Here is a 23,794-nt window from a genome sequence, read left to right as displayed (position 1 = left end):
ATCGCACCACAGATCCAGAGCACGGTTTCTCTCTGGGGCCTGCATAACGTCGTAAAGAACGCGTTTAAAATCGCTCAACGCATTCCCTATATTCCAACGTTTGAATATAACTAGTTCCGTAGAACCTTACTTGTCAAGAAAAATCATCTGCCAGACAATACTTTTTTGAAAATCTCCTCATCGCAAGAACTCATCGTTCCCGGCTCAAGTGATATACAGCCTTCTACTAAGAGATAGATATGCTGTTCAAACTCACTTCTCTTCTTGTTGGATCTATCAATTTCTCCGCTATAATTTCGGAAATCTACCCACTCTGGACGGCAGCTTGACACGCAAATCGATCAAATCGGGCAGAACCACCCTGGCCGATGTCGCGCATGAGTGCGGATACTCTACATCAACCGTCTCCATCGTGCTAAACGAGAAGCCGCTTGCGCGCTATCTAGCTGAGCAAACCAAGGTCCTCATCCGCGACACCGCGAAGCGGCTCGGCTACAGACCAGATGCGGCCGCGCGCTCTCTCCGCAGCCGCCGCTCACTCACCGTCGGCATCATGGTCTTCGATATTTCTGACCCCTTTTGCACTCTCATTCTCAAAGGCATCCAGAAGACACTCCAGCCAACCAACTACCTTCCCCTCATCATGGACGCGCACAACGAGCCCAAGCAGTTCGAGCGCTATCTACAGATGATGCTCGAGCGTCGTCTCGAAGGTCTCATCATCATCGCGAACTGGCTCTTTGTCGACATCAACATGCTTGCTGAACTAGAGCGTGAACAAATGCCGCTGGCTCTGATCGGCCGTGAGAGCGGCTCCATGACCAGCTTCGTCGTTGACAACGAAGCTGGCGGCCACGCAGCGCTCAAGCACCTCTACGAGCTGGGACACCGCGACATCGCGATCATCCGCGGCCCTGTGCAGCTGGGCGACAGCAGCAAACGCTGGGCTGGAATGGATCGCTTCGCAAAAACTGCGGGACTCACGCTCCATCCGCGTCTCATCGTCGATCTACCCGAAACCTCAGATCCCAACTCCGGGTTTATTGAGGGCTACGCGCTTACCAAAAGGCTCCTCGACGGGCGCAAGCGCTTCACCGCCGTCGCTGCATTCGACGACCTCACCGCATTCGGCGTCATCCGCGCACTTCACGATGAAGGCTTGCGCGTGCCCGAAGATTGCTCCGTTATCGGCTTTGACGACATCCCTTATGCCGCACTATCGAGTCCAAGTCTCACCACGGTGCACCAGCCGATGGAAGAAATGGGACGCCGCGCGGCCGAGCGCGTTCTCAGCGGCATCGACGACGCCGCGCATGCTACGCCTAGCAAGCAATACCTTCTTCCTCCCGCGGTCGCTATCCGTGAATCCACCGGACGCCTCCCGCGCAGATAATCCCCTTTCTAGCGCCAAACACTCCTCTCCGGCACTATTTTCTTGACAATGCCTCGACCAGATATTTATCAAGGTATTCAAACGTTGTAATATGACAAACTAGAACAGACTTACGCATGGGCAAAATCAAAGACAGCGGACACGTAGTTCACGTAATCTCAGTGTCGGAACAGCGAAACGTGCTCCGTTCTGGGGGCTTTGCCAAGGGGTGATACCACTGTGTCAGGGAATTTGAAAGAGATCGGCAGCCCCGTCACGCTCAAGCGCGCTCTGCGCTTCCGCGACCTGGTCCTGTTCGGCATCATCTTGGTACAGCCTACCGCGCCCATGCCGGTCTTCGGCGTCGTCTATAACGTCTCCCATACCCACGCAGTCACAGCGATTCTCTTCGCACTCTTTGCCATGCTGCTCACCGCCTTCAGCTATGGGCGTATGGCGCGCACCTATCCCAAGGGAGGATCGGCATTCACCTACGTCGGCCAAGAGCTGCATCCAGGCCTCGGCTACATCACCGGTTGGTGCATGGCGATGGACTACATCCTCAACCCGCTTATCTGCACCATCTGGAGCAGCAAGGCCGCCCTCAACTTCGCCCCGCAGATTCCCTACATAGTCTGGGTTCTATTCTTCGCGCTGCTCTTCACCGGCCTGAACTTGCGCGGTGTCGAGACTTCGGCACGGATCAACGCAGCGGTCGCCGCCGGTCTAGGAGTCGTCATCCTTTTCTTCTTCGCCGCGGCGCTCCGCTATATCCTGCACCTGCACGAAGCCGATGCAATCTTCTATCTGAACCCCTTCTACAACCGCAGCACCTTCTCGGCGCCCGCGGTCTTTCACGGAACATCCATCGCGGTCCTGACCTACATCGGCTTCGACGGCATCTCCACCCTCACCGACGAAGCGCACGACCCCGAGCGCTCCGTGCCACACGCCATCGTCGCGACCTGCCTTATCACTGGCGTGCTCGCACTCATCGAGGTCTACCTCGGCCAGCTCGTCTGGCCGCGCGGTCTTGCGTTCCCTGACCTCGACACAGCATTCGTCGCCGTCGCTCGTCGAGCAGGCGGCCCGATGCTCTTCGTCCTCGTCAACGGAGCACTCCTGATCGCAACCATCGGCTCCGGCATGGCGTCACAGATGGGCGCAGCACGGCTGCTCTTTTCGATGGGCGAAGACGGCGCCTTGCCGCGCGGCTTCTTCGGCAGGCTCGAACCAAAACGCCGCATCCCGCAGAACAACGTCCTGCTGATCGGGGCCATCGTTCTCGTCGGCGCGCTCACTCTCAGCTACGAACTCGGCACCGAACTGTTGAACTACGGCGCGCTGATTGCCTTCATGGGCGTCAATATCGCATCTGCCGTACTCGGCTGGCGCGCCGGACGCGCGAAGCAGTGGCTACCCATCGTTCTCTCAGCTCTCGGCTTCTTCGTCTGCCTTTTCCTTTGGATCCATCTTGGCCATTTGGCCCGTATCGCGGGGACTGTCTGGGCTACAGTAGGCATCGCGCTGTGGATCATGCGGCGGCGTCAGATAAAACTCGCAACCGAACACATCGCCTGACAACCATCAGGAACAGGAGGAGCGTTTGTCCCGGTTTGACGTCACACTGGCAGGTGAAATCACGATGGACCTCGTGCTGTACGGCCTGCCCGAACATCTTCCTCTCGAGCAGGAACTGCTCGCCACCAGCATGGCACTCACGCTCGGCGGCTCCTCGGCCATTACAGCGCATAATCTCGCCGCACTTGGCAGCAAGGTCGGCTTCATCCCGCAACTCGCCAGCGACCCGTTCACCGAACTCTGCGTCTGCACACTCAAACACGCAGGAGTTGATCTCTCCTGTGCAGTTCAGCCGAAGCCAGGTATCGGCACTGGCGTCACCGTGCTCCTCCAGCACGAAACCTCGCGTCGCGCGCTCACGAGTTCTGGAACCATCTCTGCGCTGCGTTTCGAGGACCTCGACCTCGACTACCTCACCTCAGGGCGACACTTTCATCTCTCGTCCTTCTTCCTCCAAAGCAGTCTGCAGCAGGAGGTGCCACGTCTGCTCCGCACCATGCACGAGGCAGGCCTAACCACCTCGCTCGATACCAACGACGATCCCACCGACCGGTGGCAGGGCCCCGTACTCGATACACTCCGCGCCGTGGACATCTTCATGCCCAACGAGCGCGAACTGCGCAGCATCAGCGGTGAGCAAGACTTCGAGCATGCAGTCCAGAAGCTCGCGCAGATCGTTCCCATGCTTGTCATCAAGTGTGGCTCTCAAGGGGCGCTCGTCGTCCACAAGGGTCAGCACTACACTGCACCAGCCGTGCCGGTTGAGGTCGTCGACGCCGTCGGTGCGGGTGACAGCTTCAACTCAGGCTTCCTCCACGCCTATGTCCACGGCGCGGACATCCCCGAGTGTCTCTCCTTCGGCAACCTCACCGGAGCCTGCTCCACAACAGCTAACGGAGGCACCCAGGCCTTCAGCAATAAACAGCACATGCTGGACTTCTTCTCGAAACACAAGAAAACTCCGTTTCGAAGCACGTCTCCGTCATCTGCCACCCAAAGCGATAATCTAACCAGCCCTGAAACGATCCCGATGTAAGGAGTAAGAAACTTGCCGATTCGTCCGAACATCACTGCCCTGCTCAGCTTTTTTACCCTGCTTACCGCCACTCCGCTCGTCAGCCAAACCGTCACGGTGGACATCGCGCGCTCCAGCGTTCGTAACCACTTCGTTCCGAATCAGACGCTCGGTTCAAGCCTTGACCGCATCTCCGTCGAAGCCATCGACAAGGCTCTTACCAAGCCTGTGCTCGACGCCGTTAAACCCTCCGGCTGGGAACCCATAACCTACCGGCAGAACACCGAGCTTGAAGTCGAGGCATGGCACTGGAACCCCGAAGGTACTTGGAGTGACCCCTCTGACCGCGGCTATTTCACCGGCTCTGCGAAGCCCACCCAGATGCTCCGTTACACCTATGGCTACTCTCTGCCCCGTCGCGGCTTTACCCGTAACGACGGCACCGGCGACACCGGCTATTCACGTCTCACCGACGGCGACACCTCCACCTTCTGGAAGAGCGATCCCTACCTTACCCAGCACTTCACCGGCGACGACGACAGCCTACATCCTCAGTGGGTCGTCCTCGATCTGAAAAGCAGACAATTCGCCGACAGTATCCGCATCGCGTGGGCAGCGCCCTTCGCCTCCCACTACGAGATCCAGTACTGGACAGGCCTCGTCGACCCCATTGCGCATTCCACTGAAGGCATCTGGCAAACACTGCCCAAAGGCGTCATCAACGACGGTAAAGGGGGCATCGAGACCGTACGCTTCAGCAACCATCCTGTCCTCGTCCAATACATCCGCATTCTCATGACGAAGTCGTCGAACACCTGTGATGCCGACGGCGCCTCAGACATCCGCAACTGCGTCGGTTACGCTATCCGCGAACTTTACTTCGGCACCACCACACCCGACGGCGCCTTCCACGACAGCGTCCGCCACACCGCCGACCAAGATCAGACCACCACTTATTGCTCCTCAGTCGACTCCTGGCACACGCCTGCCGATCTCATCAACAAACGCCAAGCCCAGGTCGGCTTCGACCTCTTCTACACGAGCGGCATCACCCACAATCTTCCGGCGATGATCCCAATCGCGATCATCTACAACCAACCAGAAGACGCCGTCAACGAACTTCGCTACATCGAAGCCCGCCACTACCCCATCTCCTATGTCGAGATGGGCGAAGAGTCTGACGGCCAGTACATCTCTCCCGAAGACTACGGAGCGCTCTACATCCAGTTCGCCACTGCGATCCACCGCTTCGACCCTTCGCTCAAACTCGGCGGCCCATCCTTCCAGGGCGTCAACGAAGACATCCGCGTCTGGCCCGACGCCTCCGGCAACACCTCCTGGCTCAATCGCTTCCTCAACTACCTTAAGGCACATAACGGCCTTCAGGACCTCGCCTTCTTCTCCTTTGAGCACTATCCGCTTTTGCCCTGCCGCTTCTCCTGGTCCGCGCTCTATGACGAGCCGAAGCTCGTCTCGCACATCATGGAGGTGTGGAAGGAAGACGGCCTGCCGCAGAACATCCCCATGTTCATCACCGAATCAAACCTCTCCGCCGGAGCCAGTGAAGCCTACATGGACAACTTCGCCGGCCTCTGGCTAGCCGACTACATCGGCTCGTTCCTCACCTCTGGCGGCAACGGTGTCTACTACTTCCACTATCTTCCGCTCAAACTCGACCGCGGCTGCGGCAACTCCCCCGGCACCTTCGGCATGTTTCTTGTCGATGGCAACTACAACATTGTGCAGCCACTCGCGCAGTTCTATGCCAGCAAGCTCATCAACACTGAGTGGGTGCAGCCCGGCTCTTCCACGAACACGATCTATCCCGCGACCAGCACCTATCCCGACGGCGCAGGCAATGAAATGGTCACGGCCTATGCCAACCATCGTCCTGATGGCCAATGGTCCATCATGCTCGTTAACCGCGACCAGGACACAGCGCATTCAGTACACATCTCTTTTATGAAAGATGTCACCGAGAAGCCGCTTTCATTCCAAGGTCAAGTCGTGACCATCGCCTACGGTGAAGCTCAATACCAATGGCATCCGTTGCTGATTTCCTCAATGGCGCATCCAGAGCATACTAACGAGCCCGTCATCGAGAGTGGCACGGGTCGAGCAGAACCCGACAATCCACCAAAGCGCAGCCTGGTTGAAGCATCTTCTAATACAGAGTTTGAAATTCCAGCCGCATCGATCCTCATCGTTCGCGGCAATATCAAATTCGCTCAGTAACCATTGAACTTGATGGCAGAAGGAGAACGAACTCAATGAGACTACCCTCGACGAATTTGAGTCTTGCGGCTCCTCTATTCAGTGAATTCGCAGGCCAAGCATGACGATTCGAGAGGGCCCCAGCGTCAGGATGGGTGTTCGTCCCGCCTGCACCGGCTGGTTCAGCAAATTCTGTGTCGAAGCATACACCTGCCACTTCTCTCCGAATGAGTGCTCCGCGTATAGATCGACCTGGGCATATCCGTCCAGCCTGAACTGGTTCGCAGAGTCATCGAACTGACGGCCACTGGTGCGTAGGTCGACGGCCAGAGTGCCGATGCGGTGTCTTGAGAATTGCATCTGCAACGTAGCGCTGTTACGAGGCACCTCTGGGGTCCACTTGCCGACGAGCGACGGGTCAGGTTGAAACTTTGTGACCGTGGAAACTGCAAACTGGTATCCACCAACTAAGGATAAAAAGGACGCAGGCCGAAGCTCCCACTCGGCGGTAAATCCCTTACTGGTCAACTGGCCAAGGTTCTCCCGCTCCAGTAGTGTGCTGGTGGGAGTAGAACTAAGCGTAATCGCCGCAATGGGACGGTTCACTTGAGTCAGGAAATAGCTGGAACGAATGGAGCCGAGATGGCCAGCATCTACCAGACCGCCCAGCTCAAACCCTGTCGCGCGCTCTGACTTGAGCTGCGCATTCGGCAACGTTATTTGCTGCCCGACCTGACTCTGGCGATAAAGCTCGTTCATCGTAGGCCCGCGGAATGCGCGAAATACGGAGCCGGTCAGCGAGAGGGTGCGGGTAAGCTTTCTGACCACGCCCAGGCGGGGATCGAAGACATTTTCATAGATATCTGGTAGTACTGGGGGAACGCCGCCCGACTGACGAGCATCGAAGCTGCCGAAGTGATCGAAGCGCGATGAGAGTGCCACCGACCAGTTTGCAGGTTGCCACAGTATCTCGCCATAGACTCCCTCGCTGCGTTGCCGCGCACTCAGACTGATATGCGAAAGCTGCTCGGAGTCGTTGCCCCGATTGTCCATGGCATCGGCCCCAGCCACCAGCGTCAATGTCCCAACGCTGCGTGCCCATTGCCCAGCACCGCCAACCACCTCCGATGGATAACGATGACGGGCTGTCAACTTCTCCGAAGTTCGTGTTGCATTCACCGTCGAAAAACCCTGTCGATATCTTTGGTTCGTTCCATAGAGACGTACCAAGAGCCGACTCTCGTGGTCTATGTCCCAATCGCCACCGCCAATATATCGCCAGATCCTGGTTGCGTTTGTCTGGAGAGGGGTTCCATTGCTCCTTGCTTCATTCAATAGATTGCCGAGCAGGAAGATATTGCTATTCGTTCCAATGTTTTCGCGTAATTCGACCCGACCGCTCTGCGAGTGGACGTTCGATGCAATATCGATGGGACCGCGTAGCTGTGGAGCAATCAGGATGTAACCATCGGTGCGAAACAGGCTGGCTGCGGTAAGTGCGCTCCATCGCCCAGTGCTGCCCATCAGCAACCCATTCAGGTTGGTTGTATGCTCGCTCGCCCCTGAAAGGTCCACGGTATAGCCAGCGTGGTCCGGTACAACGGGAACGACATCGATGACACCACCGATGGCGCTTGAGCCATAGAGGTCCGAGGCTCCACCACGCATCAGTTCGACTTCGTGAATGGCAAGCATCGGAATCTCATTCCAATGGACCCATCCTCCATAAGGATCGTTGAGCGGAACCTGATCGTTGAGCACGAGGGTTCGACTGGCAGCAGTCGAACCTAAGCCACGTAGTGATGTTCCTTCTGTCGTCGGGTTCGCAACCCAGGAACTTGTCCGGCGAAAGAGCTGAAATCCTGCAACCTGGCGCAGGTCGTCGTCCAGTGTGAACCCTGACGCCTGCTCAAGTCGGGTACTGGACAGGATGCGGACACTGCTTGCGCTCGCATCGAGGGCCAGTGGCGTACGCGCTGCTGTTACATCGACTTCCTCGGTAACTCCGGCATGCAGTGTGACAGTAAGCCGCGCGGTGTCGCCGATGGATTCAGCCGCGTTGGTGAATCCGGTACGACTAATCTTGATCGCTTTTCCGGGCATCACATCGAAGGTTGCACAACCATCTGATCCAGTCTCAAACCGCTGCGCACTGCTCGCAACCGAGATGCTGGCTCCCGCGATTGCGGCGCCGCTCTGGTCTCGTACACAGACTTGCACAGCACGGCTTGCAGCGTGGATCCGCGGGCATGCGAGGAGTGCACCTGTGATGGTGAAGACAACCCTCGCGATGAACTTTCCTTTCATCCGAGCCACGTTGGCACCATGCCTGTGTTCCTTCGAAGCGGCCATATTGTCAACTTGATCGACTTGCATACATCAGCCATTCAGCGATTGACCAAAACGGGAACGCCGCCACGCTCACGACTCTTCTGTGCGGCATCCATGAACCGGAAGATTTCAAGCGTCTCTCCATTGGGAACGGGTGGGATGTCCGTCCGCATGAACTGCACGATTTTTTCTAGCAGCGGAGAGTAGCTCACCGCGATCTCGTTCTCGACAACGGAGTGGCCGTTCGCATAGTAGACCACGGCTCCATATGAACTGTCCGGCCTTAAGACACGCAACGTGCCGACTCGCCCATCGGTCCAGACTCCTGTAACAACATCAACGCTGGGGGAGTATGTACGAGTAACGTCTTTTACCCCCGGGCCCATGATCGTAAATAACATCTCCACCGTATGTATACCGTACCAGGAGAGATCAAGCTGGTGATGCTCTTCGAATGGCCCGGGACCCCACACAAATGCTCCTGTCACGGCTGGCGCGCTCATAGCTTGAACCGCACCAAACCGCAATGACGAACTGCTGAACCACGGAATTCTAGCTGCGGCAGCGATCTTGCCGATCTCCAGCGCGTCGGCGAGCGTGGAGGCCAGTGGCTTGTCAATAAAGACCGGCTTGCCACACCTTGCTGCCTCGCGAAATTGTCTGAGATGCGCACGCCCGTCCACGCTTTCAAGAAGAATTCCATCAACTAGTGGGCAGAGATCACTGATCTCTTTAACGAAGGGGATATGCCACGCCTTGCCCAGCTCCGTGCTGAACCCGACAATCCGGTCGCGGCTGGCTGCAATATCCGGACTGCCACCGCGATATGCTGCTACGACGCGTGCACCAGCAACGTGACCAGGCGCAGCGGCGTCATTCAATAATTTTGTAAATTCAATTGCGTGTGAGGTATCGGTTCCGATGATACCCAGCCGCAAGTCGGCCGCAGAACCCGATTGCACCAAACAAAACATCACGAACACAATACTTGCGAGCAGCCGCCCGCGGAGCCTTCCTGTTCCGGCTGACATCATTTTTTGGCCTCTCCACATTCTGGCATTGACAAACGCTCCCCGGGCTCGTAAGGTCGTATTCACAATTTAGTAGAACATATTCTACTCAGCGGAATTATACATGTCCACCACAATTCTCAGCAATGAAGACAAGTTGGAAGAGCTGCTTACTCAGCCTTCAGAAGTCGACGTAGAAGCAGCCGCGGAACTCAGAGGGGATGTAGTCGTGCTGGGCGCGGGCGGAAAGATGGGACCGAGCCTCGTTGGGCGGATGCGCCGCGCCATTCAGCAGGCTGGGCTTCGCCATAGGGTGGTTGCGGTGACACGCAGGGATCATAACGGTTTTCTTGCTCGCTATTCGAGAGGCAATGATGTCGTCGAAGCGGACCTGCTTAACCCTGATACCTACAGCCTACTTCCTGATGCGCCGAATGTTGTTTTTATGGCTGGACGAAAGTTTGGCTCCGTCGCTGACCAGCCGCTCACGTGGGCTACCAATGTCTGGATGGCCGGCCTGACTGCACAGCGTTTTCATGCCTCACGGATAGTAGCTTTCTCGACCGGTAACGTCTATCCCTTTACCCCAATCAACAGCAAAGGGGCCACTGAAGATACGCCAGTCGCCCCTATTGGCGAATATGCGCAATCAGCACTCGCGCGTGAGCGCATCTTTGAATACTTCGCCAACACGCATCAGATCCCTACGCTCATCTATCGCCTGAATTATGCGGTCGATCTTCGTTACGGAGTTCTTGTCGATATCGCCGAAAAGGTCCTGCGCGAGCAACCTGTTGATCTAACTACAGGCTACGCAAACGTAATCTGGCAGGGCGATGCCAACTCATACTGTCTTCGCTCTTTCGCGCTTTGCGACGTGCCCGCGCGTGCGCTCAATGTCACCGGACTCAAAGTGCTCTCGGTCCGCGAGGTTGCGGAGAACTTCGGTCGGCGCTTTGGCAAAAAGCCTCGGTTCACGGGCACCGAATCAGAGACAGCCCTGCTGAGCGACGCTTCGCGCTGCGCAAGCTTGCTCGGTCCGTCCACTGTGACGGAAGAGCAATTGATCGAGATGACCGCAAACTGGCTCGGCGCCGGCGGCATGACCCTTGGCAAACCCACCAAATTTGAGAGACGTGATGGCACTTTCTAATTTCAATTGGCGAGCAGCCTTTCATGCTGGGACTGTCATTCCGGCCCATCCACTTGCACTCACTGGTGAGCGGAAACTTGATGAGCGGCGCCAACGTGCCCTGACACGTTACTACATGGCTGCTGGAGCAGACGGCGTCGCGGTCGGCGTTCATACGACGCAATTCGAGATTCGCGACCCTCGCATCGGGCTGTATGAGCCCGTGCTTGCGCTCGCTGCTGAAGAGCTTCGGTCGAAAGATGCGATTCGTGTAGCTGGCGTCTGCGGGAAGACGCAGCAGGCCGTCCGTGAGACGCAAACGGCTCACGACCTCGGCTATCACGCAGCGCTGCTCAGTCTGGCAGCACTCGCGGGCGCCCCAATGGATGAACTCATCGACCATGTGCGTGCAATCGGAGAGATCATTCCTATTATTGGTTTCTATCTGCAGCCCGCGGTTGGAGGACAGCATCTTCCTCTTAAGTTCTGGAGGGCCTTCGCCTCTGTTGAAAGCGTCGTTGGCATCAAGATCGCTCCATTCAACCGTTATGCAACACAGGATGTGCTTCGCGGCGTGGCGGAGTCGGGCCGCGCTGAAGAGATCGCACTCTACACTGGCAACGACGACCACATCGTTATAGACTTGCTATCCCGCTTCCGCTTCAACAACAAAAGTCTTCAAATCAGAGGTGGCCTGCTAGGCCATTGGGCAGTCTGGACTGCGCGTGCGGTGGAGCTGTATCGCGAACTGCGCAAGGTAGCCGAATCCTCAGGCTCGATCGATCCCAAGTGGCTTCTTCTTAATGCAGAAGTGACTGACATGAACGCAGTACTCTTCGACGCGGCAAATAACTTCCATGGCTGCATTCCTGGCATTAATGAAGTTTTGCACAGGCAGGGTTTGCTCGCGGGAAGATGGTGTCTAAACCCCGAGGAAGACCTCTCGCCCGGACAGGCAAAGGAGTTGGATCGTGTGATCCAAACCTATCCTCACCTCATTGATGATGCATTTGTGCAAGAGAACATCGACGCGTGGCTATCGTAGCCCACAGGATGACCTGGGAGTAAGAAACACTTATGTTCGGCACACTCCTAAATAAACTGCTTTTTTCCGCGTATCTACTCGTCAATGTGCTGATCGGCCTATTGGCTGCGCGCCGCGCCACCAATGGCTCACGCGGGTATTTCCTCGCTGGAGAAAGCCTTCCCTGGTACGCTATCGGCGGCTCCATCATCGCCGCCAATATCAGTACGGAGCACTTTATCGGCATGGTTGGAGCAGCCTATGCCGCAGGATTCGTCGTGGCGCAGTGGGAGTGGGGCAACTGGTTCACACTCTCCGTGCTGCTATGGATCTTCCTGCCGTATTATCTTCGGGGTGGCATCTACACCATGCCGGAGTTTCTTGAGCGACGCTATAACAAAACCTGCCGCTACATCTTTGCAATCGCCTCGCTGGTGCTCTGGATCGTGGCCCAGATGTCTGTCGTCATGCTTGCAGGAGCGAAGGCCCTTGAAGGAATGTTTGGTATCGATCCGCTTTATAGCATTCTTGGCCTCGCGCTGCTTGCGGGAAGTTACACGATCTATGGCGGCCTCGCATCCGTAGCGTGGACCGACTTTCTCCAGTTTCTTGTCTTAATGACGGGGGGCGCAATCGTTGCAATCACTGGCCTGGTGCGGACCGGCGGCGTTCTTGCACTCATGCACGCTGAACCGTATAAATTCAAAATCATCTATCCATTGAACGATCCGACCTATCCGTGGTTTGGCGTCTTCACACTCTTCCTCTCCATCGGCATCTGGTACAACTGCACCAACCAATTCATTGTGCAGCGCTGCCTAGGTGCACGGACGGAATGGGATGCGCGCATGGGTGTGATCTTTGCTGGCTTTATGAAGATCCTTCTCCCATTTCTCGTCGTTGTTCCCGGTATTGTGGCGTTTAAGCTCTTTCCCAGCCTTCCTGATCCCGATCTGGCGTATCCCACTCTGGTCAAAACGCTGGTTCCTGCTGGTCTCGCGGGGATTGTGATGGCGGGCATTGCAAGTGCCCTCCTCTCACATCTTTCTTCGGTTGTGAACTCGTCCAGCACTATCTTCACGATCGATCTTTATCATCCTCTACTACGGCCTAGAGCCACGGACCTCCACTTGGTCAAAGTAGGACGCTGGAGTTCTTTCGTCATCCTAATCCTCGCAGTGCTGCTTTCTCTTTGGCTGGCGCGAGGAAAGTACGGGGTCTTTCTTTTAATTCAGAATGTAGGTGCGTGGGTGGCCGCTCCCATATCGGTTGTCTTTCTGCTCGGGGCTTTATGGAGACGAGCCTCAGCTGCCGCTGCTACTTTTATCCTCCTCTTCGGTTTTCCGTACACAGCCTTCGTCCAATACGTGCTTTTCCGATACGTGTCGATCCTCCGCCCATACGATAACTTTCTTAATCGCACGTTCCTCGTCTGGATCACGTGCTTGATTCTCATGGTATTCGTCTCTCTCGTCACTACAGCACCGTCTGCAGAAGTCGTCGACAAGATTGTCTGGTCGAAGTCGTTCCTGCGCCTTCCGCAAGCGGAACGCGCACGCAGCATCGGGTTCAGTAGCCCACTTCTCTGGTGGAGTGCATTGGTCTGTCTTGCCCTTGCGCTCTACGCCTATATGATCTGGTTTCAATTCTGGGGACCATTGGTTAAACATGGTTAGAGAGGAGACGCCAATGCAGACTACGAAGAGCATTCCCGCTATAGAACGCGCCTTTGCAATGCTCGAAGCACTGGATAGCTCTGGGCACAGCATGAACATCGCAGATTTGGCCCGAAGACTTGCTATTCCGAGAAGCACTGCGCACGCGATCGCCCTGACACTCGAGAGGTGTGGTTACATTACCCGGGACGCTTCACGGCGCAACTGCATGCTCTCCGTGAAGGCTCATAGGCTTGGCCGTGAGGCTGCTCCCTCCGGGCAACTAGCGGACATCGCGCTTCGTCCAATGAAGTCGCTTTCGGCCGTAACCCAGCTTACTGCACACCTTGCTGTGCTGGACCTTGATCAGGCAGTTTATATCCAGAAGGTCCAGGGACTCGGCCTGCTTCGCTTTGATACTCATTTAGGAAAGCGTACCAATCTTCACTGCACCGGCGTCGGCAAGATACTCCTCAGCTATGCGCCTTTGGCCTACCAGCAACGTTTTCTGAAGCAGGGGACCTTCGCCCGTTACACGCGCAACACCATTACCAGTGGGAATGCGCTTCGACGCGAGCTTGCCAAGATAGCGAAACAGTCCTTCGCGCTTGATGATCAGGAAGAAGAATTAGATGTTCGCTGCTTGGCCACTCCAGTCTTCAGTCGGCGCGGAGAAGTAATTGCGGCGCTAAGCGTCTCCGGTAGCGTGGCACAGTTGAACGATGAATGGATTCCTGCGGGCGTCGAACTGCTACGCCGTGCCGCACATCAAATTGGAACTCACTCCGAATTGGACCTAACACGCAATGCCAGCTAACTCTTACGTCTCGACCTCTCCCCTGCTCGCTGGAACAGGACGCTCGGACATCACGCCCGCACCTGGAACTCCGCAAGGAGGTTGGGGTGCGCAGTTGCATGAACGTGGAACCGGCGCAGACATGCCGCTTTATGTCACAGCGCTCGCGCTCGAACAGAACGGCAAACGGATATTGATTCTCGACGCAGACGCCATCGGCTTTGACGCCTACTGGACTCAAAAGATCCTCGACACGACAGCATCGCTAACGCGTGTTCCTGTGAGTTGCATTCGCTTTTCGACGAGTCATACTCACTCGGGTCCGAACACGTTCCGCCTCAAGAACATTACCGTTGGGCTCGACATGGCAATGGAATATCTTGAGGGACTGCCAAATCGCATCGCCGGAACCGCCTGGCAAGCACTACGAACCCTCAAGCCCGTTCGCATCGGAGCCGCCAGTGGCGAGTGCTTCATCAACCGAAACCGGCGAGTAACGACACCTCAAGGAGAGTGCGTTGTAGGAGTCAACGAAGAAGCTCCATCCGATCCTAGGCTCATCACACTTCGGCTGGACGATGAAGATGGCAATACACTCGCGACGATCATTAACTATGCCTGCCACCCCACAACCGTAGGTTGGCAAAGCGATCGCTTTACTCCCGATTTTCCCGGCCCCGCTCGTCAGGTTGTCGAACAGCAGATTGGAGGCCGCTGCCTCTTTCTTCAAGGTGCCTCAGGCGATCTGGGGCCGCGGCGCGGATTTACCGGAGCTCTCTCTGTTTATCGCCGGCTAGGTCATGAGCTCGGCCTTGCGGCAGCAAGTCTCGCAGTAGGCATCGACACCCAACCGCTGACCGCGCACTTCACCTCCGTCATGCCATCAGGGGCGAACATCGCTCAGTATGAGTACGAACCTGTGGTGGTCGCACCACCTGTCTGCGAGATGCTTACCCGCACGGTCTATCTCCCGCTTAGAACTTTTCCTGCCAAAGATATACCCGCAGCCGAGTTTGAAGCATTAAGTAAGGAAGTTCTACGCCTCAAAGAAGCCGGAGAACAGCACACAGCGCAGCTCATCCAAGCAAAGGCGACGCAGATGGGATGGCGTTTGGAAAATGCTGTTCGCTATGGGGGACAACGCGAAACAGCCTGGCCTATGCAGGTCATTCGCATAGGTTTCATTGCGCTCGTCTCGATCGCGGGCGAACCGTTCTCTTCTATCGGTAAACGCATTCGCGAGGCCTCGCCTTTCCCGTTAACACTCGTCTCCGGCTACTCCAATGGGGGCTTCGGCTATATTCCCGACCGTCAGGCGTTCGGCGAAGGCGGTTACGAAGTAGAAGCAACACCCTTTTCGTCTGACGCCGCGGATGTGGTCGTCGACGAGGCGCTCAAAGCACTCACTGAACTCTTTCAAAAGGAACCTGCATGAAAATCACAAAAATCTCCACCCTCGTCGTCAACGCGCGCATGAGGAACTGGATCTTCGTCAAAGTAGAAACCGACCAGCCAGGCCTTTATGGTTGGGGCGAATCCACGCTCGAATGGAAGACCAAGGGCGTCGTCGGTGCTATCGAAGATCTCTCCGTTCTTCTGATTGGTCAGGATCCCTGCCGTATTGAGCACATCTGGCAGATCATGCATCGGCAGTATTTCTGGCGCGGCGGGATCACGAACTACTCGGCCATGAGCGGCATCGATCAGGCTCTATGGGACATCAAGGGCAAGGACCTAGGTCAGCCTGTGTGCAACCTACTCGGTGGCCCAGTGCGAGACACACTCCGTTTTTACGATCACCTGGGTGGTGGCACGCTCGAGAACATGTATAAGTCTGTCGAACCTTCGGAGTTTGCAGAGCGCATGAAGGAGAGCATGGAGAAGGGATTCACTGCGGTTAAGGCGATGCCTATCCCGGTTGCCGAATACATTGAAAGTCCCTCGACTCTGAAACGCGCCATGCGCTGTGTCGAAGCCATGCGCAACGCAGCCGGCGATGACATCGACATTATGCTTGACCTGCATGCCCGCACCACGCCGGCTGCAGCGATTCAGTTTGGCCGCCTGCTCACAGACTTTAACCTCTTTTGGTACGAAGAACCATGCTGGCCTGAGCACATCGATGCACTAGTCGAAGTTGCACGTGCGCTTCCCTACCCCATCGCTACTGGCGAGCGACTAACAGGGCGCTGGGAGTTCCGCGAACTCTTCGAGAAGCGCGCATGCTCTGTCGTTCAACCGGACGTCTCACACTGCGGTGGCATCAGTGAGGCCCGACGCATCGCTGCAATGGCCGAGACATACATGATCTCCGTGGCCTGCCACAATCCACAGGGTCCCGTCAGTACTGCTGCCTCCACTCACATTGGCTTCGCGACGCCGAACTATCTTATTCAGGAAATGGTTCGCGCCGATGTTCCATGGCGAAGCGACATCGTCTCAGAGTTCATTCCGCTAGAAGCAGGACAGTGCAGCGCCCCCACCAGACCAGGACTGGGAATCGAGATCAATGAGGCCGAAGCAGCAAAATATCCGTGGCAGCCTGAAGTTCTGATGGCGTACAACCATCGCGATGGCTCAGTTGCAGACTGGTAGAAACCACCTATGAGTTCCAATTTCGCAGGCAAAGTGGTGCTTGTTACCGGAGCCGCACGTGGCATCGACCGCACTTGAGCTTGCACGCAGCGGCGCCGATGTGGTCATCAACGATCTGCGCAGTGACGAAGCAGAAGAGGTCTCTGCCGCAATTCAGAAGATGGGACGGCGCTCCTTTGTATGTATTGCTGACATCAGCGATCGCAGGCAGGTAGAGCGCATGTTTGCCGAAGTTGCCAGCAGCTTCAATCAGCTTGATGTCCTTGTTAATAACGAGCCTACAGCGTTCGCAAACCATTGCTTGATCTTACGGTCGAAGACGTCGAGCGAACCTGGGCGGTCTCGCAATGGGGCGTGTTTCATTGCAGCCAGCTTGCTGCGCGCGCCATGGCAGCGCAAGACGGAGGAGCCATCATCATCATCCGCTTGGTTCACGGCTCGCGTCCGTACCCGAATGCCTCTGCGTATAACGGAGCTAAAGCGGCTATCACCCATATGGCCGCTTCCTGGGCACTGAAACTCGCGCCGCAACACCTGCGCGTCAACATCATCGAACCAGGCTGGATCGACACGCCCGGTGAGCGGAACTTCAACCCGGAAGACGCCATTGTTATCGCAGGCGCGCGCCTTCCACTCGGCAGACTTGGCCAGGCGGACGAAGTGGCCAAAGCCGTCGCCTTTCTCGCCTCCGATGATGCGAGTTACATTACCGGAGCAACGCTGCGCGTCGACGGAGGCTTCTTCCTTCGGTATTGATCATGCGCCACGCGTGCCTGGCACCCTCACAGTCACCTGAATTTGCTGTTCGTCGGGGCGTACATAATGCGCTGGATCCACATGCAGACGTAGCGGCGCGTGCAGCAAACCTACCGCGTACTCGAGTTTTGTCTCCAGCTCGTTGCGATAAGGGTTGTAAGGAAATACCGGCCAGCTCAACGTGGCATCTGCATCGATCTTGAGCGTCCAGGCTCCGTGCGTTATGGAGCCGCCTAGCATGTCCGGTGTTAGCTCGATTCTCTTTCCCGATAGCTTTATCTTTTTGCCAGCGCCAGTCTCAAGTACCGTGCCCGCTTTAAGGCATAGTTGCAGCGCCAGCGCAGCTTCCTCCGGTACAGGCCCCCGTCCAGTGATGCGGAACTTCACCTGAGCTTCATCTGCCGTAGCTGACGGCGCAAGGACCTCGCAGGTGAAGGTGTGATGCGCTATAGCAAGACAATCTCCATCTGCTCGCTGCGTTAACCTGCTGCCCAGGGGTTTTGTCTCGATTGTGTCCTGCAACTTTTCAGAGAGTGTCGCCAGTTCCGGCTGATGTTTGGAATTCGCACCTGCAATGATCAATCCCGTTTTTTCATGAAAGAGTGCGACATTCGCCTGCCGGTCCAGAAACCACTGACTCAGCGGAAGCTCCGTGTCGATGATCCCGCAAAGCCCCATTACCCACGCTCCTTGTTTGCGGATTCCGGCCGCCCCCTGCAAGCGATGAGAATACTGCTCCAGTTCTGGCGCGCACTTCTCTACCGCCCCCTCGTGGAAGTAAAGAGCATTCTGTGCCAGCAGTCCGAGAGTGTCCAGGTCGATCTCATCGTCTGGAGTATTTCTCACCAGCAGCGCCGCGTAGCTGCGCCCATCAGCAAAGTTCGAGAATGCGAACTGCCCCCACGGGCTGACCTCCCAATACCGGTTCCGGTCGTTCATCAATTCCACTGCGTTTCCGTCTGGATAGGTGAAGTGCGAGTGAAAATCCGTCGCCCTTCTCAGCGCCTGCAGCGCACGAGGGTCACCGACATGCTCCCAGTACAACCCAACAGCGAGGGTCGTCAGATAGTTGTAACCAATCGTCGGTCCGTCCGGGTTATGCTCTCCCCAGTATCCATCGGGGTTCTGCTCAGTCGTCGCAAAACGGCGCAGCACAGCCGAGCCAATCTTCACCCAATCCGGACGGTCCAAGTATCTCCCACCTACCAAAAGCGTCGCAGACCACCACGCGTAGTGATTTGGTGACGTTCCAAGAAAGTTCTCCGTGTACGCTGGGCAATCCTTCCACGCTATGGCGTCATTCTCGAGAAGTCCGATATTCCTCTCAATCGCAACCTTCCACTTCCTCCTCCGATCATCCCCAAGCTTGCCTTTCAGCAGCTCATATGCCTCCACCCACATGTAGGTGTCGCGATAGCTATCCAGCCGAGGCGTGAACGTGCCCTGCATGTCTTCGCGCATCAGCAGGTCGCCAATCGCAAGTGCCAGCGTCAGCATCTCCTCATTCTTGTACCAGCGATTCGATGGATGCTTTTTGGCATACAGCACCGCGGCCGGAAGGATGGTGTACGGGAAATGGTTCCAGCCATGCTGAGCTTCCAAATCCTTGAGGCTCTGACCGGGCCGCGTCTTCAACCCGCCGTTCACCACAGCGCACCACTTTGCGAGACGACGATAGTACTCCCCCACCAGAGTTCCGCCTGTCACTCCCGTAGTAGATCCCGCCTCAGATCCGATTGCGCTTAAGCTGTGACGGTCGAGACCGAAAAACGCACCTGATAGCATCAGACTTCCTTGCACGAATCGGCGGCGATCTGGCATCGCTACACTCCCCTTGACCAGTAGAAATCATGCCTCCACGCAGAATTGGTTCTTACTATCAGAATCTATTATGCACGGAAGAACTACATTGATACTCTGGTTCCCCGTCATTCGTCAACCCTCTAACGTACAAAACCAATATCGGAAAGGTCGGCGGATATCTGGTTGCCGGCATCAATCACCGCTGCAATCAAACGCTTCTTTTTTGTAGCGGAGCAACGGACTGTAGGCGTATTCACACTCAGGGCGCCACAGACGCTCTTCTTCGAATCGAAGATCGGCGCCCCGATTACTACCGCACCGGACACGGTCTCTTCGTCGTTCACCGAGTAGCCCAGCTTGTGCACTCGTCCTAGATCGGCTTTCAGGTCGCGCACCCGGGTGTTGGTGTTCTGCGTGTACTGGGGCAACTCGGATTTGTCGAGCAATGCGGTGACCTCTCTCGTAGACAGAAAAGCAGCGACTGCCTTGCCCATCGCAGTCGCATGAATTGGGCAGTGATCGCCGATGTGGAATGTGAGCCGCAGGGGATGTGAAGTCTCCAGAACATCGATGAGCACGATGGAGCGATCGCGTCGCTCGGCCAGCGCTACAGACTCATCCAGTTCATCACGCAGTCGGGTCAGGTGCGGACGAGCCACCGTGACAAAGCCCATCCGCTCACTGTTTCTCCGCGTCAGGCCCGCCGTCTTCAGCGTCAGGCGATATACGCCGTTTGCTTCCGGCTGTTCCACATAGCCAGCCTGTTTCAAGGTGAAAAGAATACGGAAGACGGAGCTCTTCACCAGGCCTACCTCTGCTGCTACTTCCTTGAGAGCCTTCCCGTGCTCACTCTGCGCAAGCGACTCGAGCACGTTCAATGTCTTCACCACAAGATCGATATGATTTTTTGCCGGCATTCTGCGATTCCTGTCCTCTTTTGACGGGGATAAAAGGGCCTGCGTGTGCCTTTTACTGCACCATCATCTCTGCATTTTCTGCTACAGGCTCTGCTAGACGAAAGTGGATTGTATTCTTACAGTTAGAATATACACTGAGCCACTGCCATCTGTCTTGATGTTGGAGAGTGTTCGATTTTGTCCTGTATTCAGGATTAACCGTCCAATCACATTGACGCTCCACTTTGACGCGGCTCAATATTCGCACATCGCATTCAGATTCTCCCGGTTCTTTGGAGACCATTATGATGTATCGCCGACTAAGCCTATTGCTTCTTCTCTTCGCGCCCATGGCGGCGCTCTGCCAGAGCGTGACCGGTACCCTCCTGGGCACAGTCTCTGATCGCTCGGGCAGCGTCGTCCCTCAGGTGAGAGTGACTGTGACCAACCAGGGGACCAGCGCCTCCTATTCGATGCTCACCGACCGGGCCGGAGATTACGAGTTCGACAATCTGTCCGCAGGCCTCTACAGCATTCGTGCTGAGCTTCAGGGCTATCGCTCTGTCGACGTGAAGGACATCCAGATACAACTCAATCAGACCACACGAAACAACCTCTCCCTGGTTCCTGGAGAGGTCACGCAATCCGTCGTAGTCACTGCTTCGGCTCCTGTGGTCCAGTCCGAAAGCTCGTCGATTGCAACCATCATCGACACCAATGCGCTGCAAAAGCTGCCCACCAATGGCCGTACGATGGACACCTTCATTGCGACTGTACCCGGAAATACCGGCGAGGCGTCGGGCTCAAACCCTAAGATCGCAGGCTCCGAACATTGGGGCGGAACTACTTTCACAGTGGACGGCGTAGGTTTCAACGATCTGGGCAACGGCGGCGGCGCTTACTCTTACCAGACCTCGCTGACGACGCAGCCTTCTCTCGATACGATCGAGGAGGTCAAAGTTGAGTCGAATAACGCTAAGGCGGAGTTCTCATCTTCTGTGGCGGTCTCCATGATTACTAAAGGCGGCACCAACCGCTTCCATGGCTCGCTCTTTGCCTTCAATCGCAATACGGTCTTCGCCGCCAACGACTACTTCGCCAACGCAGCCCATATCGCGCGGACGCCTTATAACCGCAATGAATTTGGCGGCTCGGTGGGTGGCCCCATCTACAGAAACCATACCTTCTTCTTCTTCTCCTATGAAGGCTGGCGTCAGCGCACCTCGAGCACCGGAACTTTTTCAGTTCCTACCGCCGCTCAGCGCGCTGGATGCTTCAGCACTACGATTAAAGATCCGCAAAATGGAGGCACTCCGTTTCCCAGCAGTCCAACCTGCCCTAATGGATACCAGATTCCAACCAACCGGCTTGATCCACGGACGCTCGCGGTTCTCCAGTTTGTACCTCTTCCCACCAAGTCTGGCAACACCTCCAACCTGGTCCAAACTCTTCCCACGCGAATCAATGTCAACCGCTACACCGGTCGGCTCGACCACAATCTCAACATCAATAATCGTTTCACTTTCATCGTCAACTACTCGATGGGCGGCAACCCGTATTCAGTGAACCTCTATTCGCCAGTGGAATATAACAATTACTCCAACGCGGGCTACACTACGAAGTCTGGCTCCCTGACCTATACCAGGATCATCACTCCTGCTATGAGCAACGAGATCCGCGCTTCCTACTTTGCACAGGTTTCGACCCGGCAGGGACAGAACCAGAACTTCGATCCTTCTACCATCTTCCCAGGCCTGTATCCACACGCGATTGGCGGTTTGCCGACGTTCTCCATCTCTGGCCTTACCTCCATTGCCGACCGTGGCGGCTCAAAACCCAACCCTGAGATCACCGATCAGATTGGCGATACGTTCTCGTGGCAGAAGGGCGCGCATATCTTCAAAGCAGGCGCCGATCTCGCTTATAACCGCGTTTCTACTAACCCCTCTGTGTCCCCATCTACGCTTGGATTCTTCTACTTCGGAGCCTACCGCTATACGGGAAGTCCACTAGCTAATGCGCTGCTTGGCTACCCGAACGATGCAGTCCGTGCTACGGAGACTCCGTCGAATGATATTGGGATCAATCGCTATGGTTTCTACGTGCAAGACGACTGGCGCATCTTCCCACGCCTCACGCTCAATATCGGCATCCGCTATGAACTTCAAACTGAGCCGACAGAGCGGTATGGCGGTTGGACGAACTTCGACTTTGCCAAGGGATTGAACGTCGTACGCAGTGTTCACGGTCAGCTTCCCGTTAGTACCAACCAAACGCTATTGAATCTCTATCCTTACGAGACATCAGAGGATGCAGGCTGGGGATCCAACGTGCTCCTGCCTGACCATCGCGACATCGCACCCAGATTCGGCTTTGCCTTCCGTCCGTTCAGTGATGACCGGATGGTCCTTCGCGGCGGCTATGGCATCTTCTACAACATGCCCCCTGTCTATCAGGGCATCTATCAACTTGGCATCAGTAACCCGCCGTTCCGCCTCGTGCAGGAGTATGACAGCGCTCCAGCGACGCCAACTGTCACACTGGCAAATCCTTTCAGCGTGACGCCATTCGTCACAGCAAATCCGAGCCTCTATGCGGTCGATCGCCAGATTCGCAACACAGCCTCACAGCAGTGGAACTTCACCGTCGAGCAACGCCTGCCTGGTGATATCGGATTCCGCATGACCTACCTCGGCAACAAGGTTGACCATGCCATCTTCGTCAACTACAACATGAACCTGCCGCGAGTACAGCAGTCCGGCACAGCGCTTCAGTCTCTCAGGCCGTATCAGCCCTATGGCGACATCCTCATGATGAAGTTCAGCGGCGCCTCATTTACCAATCAACTCCAGGTTGAAGGCACCAAGCGCTATAGCAATGGGGTCTTCTTCGAGAGCAGTCTTAACTGGACTAAGGGTATCGATAACGTCGGAGAAGTCGGATCACCACAGAACCCCTATAACCCTGCCGGAGATCGCGGGAATGCAGATGGCGTGCGCAGAATTACCTTCTTTGCCAGCGGTGGGTATGATCTTCCCTTCGGCCCTGGCCGCAGGTTCGCGCAGTACGGCGGTGTGCGCGGCAAACTCCTGGAAGGCTGGAACGTCGCGGCCATCACGCAATTGATGTCAGGTGCTCCGTTCAGCGTCACGTTCGATAACGCAGGCGACGCCTGGTATGCAACTCGTGCAGATGTGGTGCCCGGAGTCCAGCCTTACGCGAGCAACAAGACCATCGCTCACTGGTTGAACACCAATCCCACCACTGGAGCCCCATTGGGATTCGTCAAACCTCAGCCGAATACGTTTGGCGACAGCGAGCGAAACGGACTCTATGGCCCTAGCGTCAAGACGATTGATATGAACCTCAACAAAAACACCACAATTGCAGAGGGCGTTCATCTCAATCTTCGTGTTGATGCGTTCAATCTCACCAACACAGCCAACTTCAATAATCCATCTTCGGACATCACTGTTCCATCTACCTACGGAACGATCACGTCCAGCAATCCAGTTGTGATCGCGCGGAAGCTCCAGTTCGGCGCAAAGGTAACGTTCTAACACGTCGGCCCACTGGCCCGAGCGGTCATCCACGTGGCCGCTCAGGCGACATTC

Annotated in this window: 16 protein-coding genes and 1 pseudogene; 13 read left to right on the top strand and 4 right to left on the bottom strand. The window is 56.2% G+C overall.

Going from position 1 to position 23,794, the window contains the following annotated elements; all coding sequences use genetic code 11:
• The first annotated feature begins 325 nt into the window (after positions 1-325).
• From IEX36_RS01420 to IEX36_RS01405, 4 genes are all read left to right on the top strand, one after another.
• On the top strand, positions 326-1,393 hold the full coding sequence (locus tag IEX36_RS01420; protein ID WP_229668615.1) for a LacI family DNA-binding transcriptional regulator: 1,068 nt from the start codon (positions 326-328) through the stop codon (positions 1,391-1,393).
• Positions 1,394-1,612: 219 nt separating this feature from the next.
• Positions 1,613-2,953: an APC family permease gene (locus IEX36_RS01415; protein WP_229668614.1), complete on the top strand. Its 1,341-nt coding sequence runs from the start codon at positions 1,613-1,615 to the stop codon at positions 2,951-2,953.
• Between the two features lie 25 nt (positions 2,954-2,978).
• Positions 2,979-3,989, top strand: a complete 1,011-nt coding sequence (locus IEX36_RS01410) for a carbohydrate kinase family protein (RefSeq protein WP_229668613.1) — start codon at positions 2,979-2,981, stop codon at positions 3,987-3,989.
• Between the two features lie 12 nt (positions 3,990-4,001).
• Entirely contained in the window at positions 4,002-6,203 is a 2,202-nt protein-coding gene (locus IEX36_RS01405; RefSeq protein ID WP_229668612.1) for a discoidin domain-containing protein, read from the top strand.
• 78 nt (positions 6,204-6,281) lie between these two features.
• Here IEX36_RS01405 and IEX36_RS01400 read toward each other — a convergent pair whose 3' ends face one another.
• Together IEX36_RS01400 and IEX36_RS01395 are read right to left on the bottom strand one after the other, a co-directional pair.
• Entirely contained in the window at positions 6,282-8,558 is a 2,277-nt protein-coding gene (locus tag IEX36_RS01400; RefSeq protein ID WP_229668611.1) for a TonB-dependent receptor, read from the bottom strand.
• Between the two features lie 11 nt (positions 8,559-8,569).
• Positions 8,570-9,487, bottom strand: coding sequence for a Gfo/Idh/MocA family oxidoreductase (locus IEX36_RS01395; RefSeq protein ID WP_188759728.1), 918 nt, complete (start codon positions 9,485-9,487; stop codon positions 8,570-8,572).
• A 160-nt stretch (positions 9,488-9,647) separates the two neighbouring features.
• On the opposite strand from IEX36_RS01395, the gene IEX36_RS01390 reads away from it, so the two are divergent.
• From IEX36_RS01390 to IEX36_RS01360, 8 genes and pseudogenes are all read left to right on the top strand, one after another.
• Positions 9,648-10,676 carry an NAD-dependent epimerase/dehydratase family protein gene (locus IEX36_RS01390; RefSeq protein ID WP_188757581.1) on the top strand — a complete coding sequence of 343 codons (1,029 nt, stop codon included), beginning with the start codon at positions 9,648-9,650 and terminating at the stop codon, positions 10,674-10,676.
• Positions 10,663-11,700 (top strand): dihydrodipicolinate synthase family protein, encoded by a 1,038-nt coding sequence (locus IEX36_RS01385; RefSeq protein ID WP_188757580.1) that lies wholly within the window; start codon positions 10,663-10,665, stop codon positions 11,698-11,700. Before IEX36_RS01390 ends, IEX36_RS01385 begins: the two co-directional genes overlap by 14 nt.
• Positions 11,701-11,732: 32 nt before the next feature.
• Positions 11,733-13,355 (top strand): SLC5 family protein, encoded by a 1,623-nt coding sequence (locus IEX36_RS01380; RefSeq protein WP_188757579.1) that lies wholly within the window; start codon positions 11,733-11,735, stop codon positions 13,353-13,355.
• A gap of 13 nt (positions 13,356-13,368) precedes the next feature.
• A complete protein-coding gene (locus IEX36_RS01375; RefSeq protein ID WP_188757578.1) occupies positions 13,369-14,151 on the top strand; it encodes an IclR family transcriptional regulator in 783 nt (260 codons plus the stop codon).
• Complete coding sequence (locus tag IEX36_RS01370) at positions 14,141-15,565, top strand: hypothetical protein (RefSeq protein ID WP_188757577.1); 1,425 nt, start codon at positions 14,141-14,143, stop codon at positions 15,563-15,565. Before IEX36_RS01375 ends, IEX36_RS01370 begins: the two co-directional genes overlap by 11 nt.
• A complete protein-coding gene (gene dgoD, locus IEX36_RS01365; protein WP_188757576.1) occupies positions 15,562-16,725 on the top strand; it encodes a galactonate dehydratase in 1,164 nt (387 codons plus the stop codon). The genes IEX36_RS01370 and dgoD overlap by 4 nt, the downstream gene beginning before the upstream one ends.
• Before the next feature lie 58 nt (positions 16,726-16,783).
• A pseudogene (locus IEX36_RS17680) lies at positions 16,784-16,990 on the top strand (SDR family oxidoreductase); the annotation flags it as partial.
• 32 nt (positions 16,991-17,022) lie between these two features.
• Positions 17,023-17,481: an SDR family NAD(P)-dependent oxidoreductase gene (locus IEX36_RS01360; protein ID WP_188757575.1), complete on the top strand. Its 459-nt coding sequence runs from the start codon at positions 17,023-17,025 to the stop codon at positions 17,479-17,481.
• Here IEX36_RS01360 and IEX36_RS01355 read toward each other — a convergent pair whose 3' ends face one another.
• Both IEX36_RS01355 and IEX36_RS01350 read right to left on the bottom strand, forming a co-directional pair.
• Positions 17,482-19,266: a hypothetical protein gene (locus IEX36_RS01355; protein WP_188757574.1), complete on the bottom strand. Its 1,785-nt coding sequence runs from the start codon at positions 19,264-19,266 to the stop codon at positions 17,482-17,484.
• Between the two features lie 158 nt (positions 19,267-19,424).
• Positions 19,425-20,201 carry an IclR family transcriptional regulator gene (locus IEX36_RS01350; RefSeq protein ID WP_188757573.1) on the bottom strand — a complete coding sequence of 259 codons (777 nt, stop codon included), beginning with the start codon at positions 20,199-20,201 and terminating at the stop codon, positions 19,425-19,427.
• A 287-nt stretch (positions 20,202-20,488) separates the two neighbouring features.
• Between IEX36_RS01350 and IEX36_RS01345 the strand changes: the two genes are divergently transcribed.
• On the top strand, positions 20,489-23,740 hold the full coding sequence (locus tag IEX36_RS01345) for a TonB-dependent receptor (protein ID WP_188757572.1): 3,252 nt from the start codon (positions 20,489-20,491) through the stop codon (positions 23,738-23,740).
• Positions 23,741-23,794: the final 54 nt, after the last annotated feature.

This window comes from Edaphobacter acidisoli, from assembly GCF_014642855.1.
GTDB classification, from domain to species: Bacteria; Acidobacteriota; Terriglobia; order Terriglobales; family Acidobacteriaceae; genus Edaphobacter; species Edaphobacter acidisoli.
Note: the sequence above shows the minus strand (reverse complement) of the source record. Positions and strands in the feature narration are given on the sequence as shown.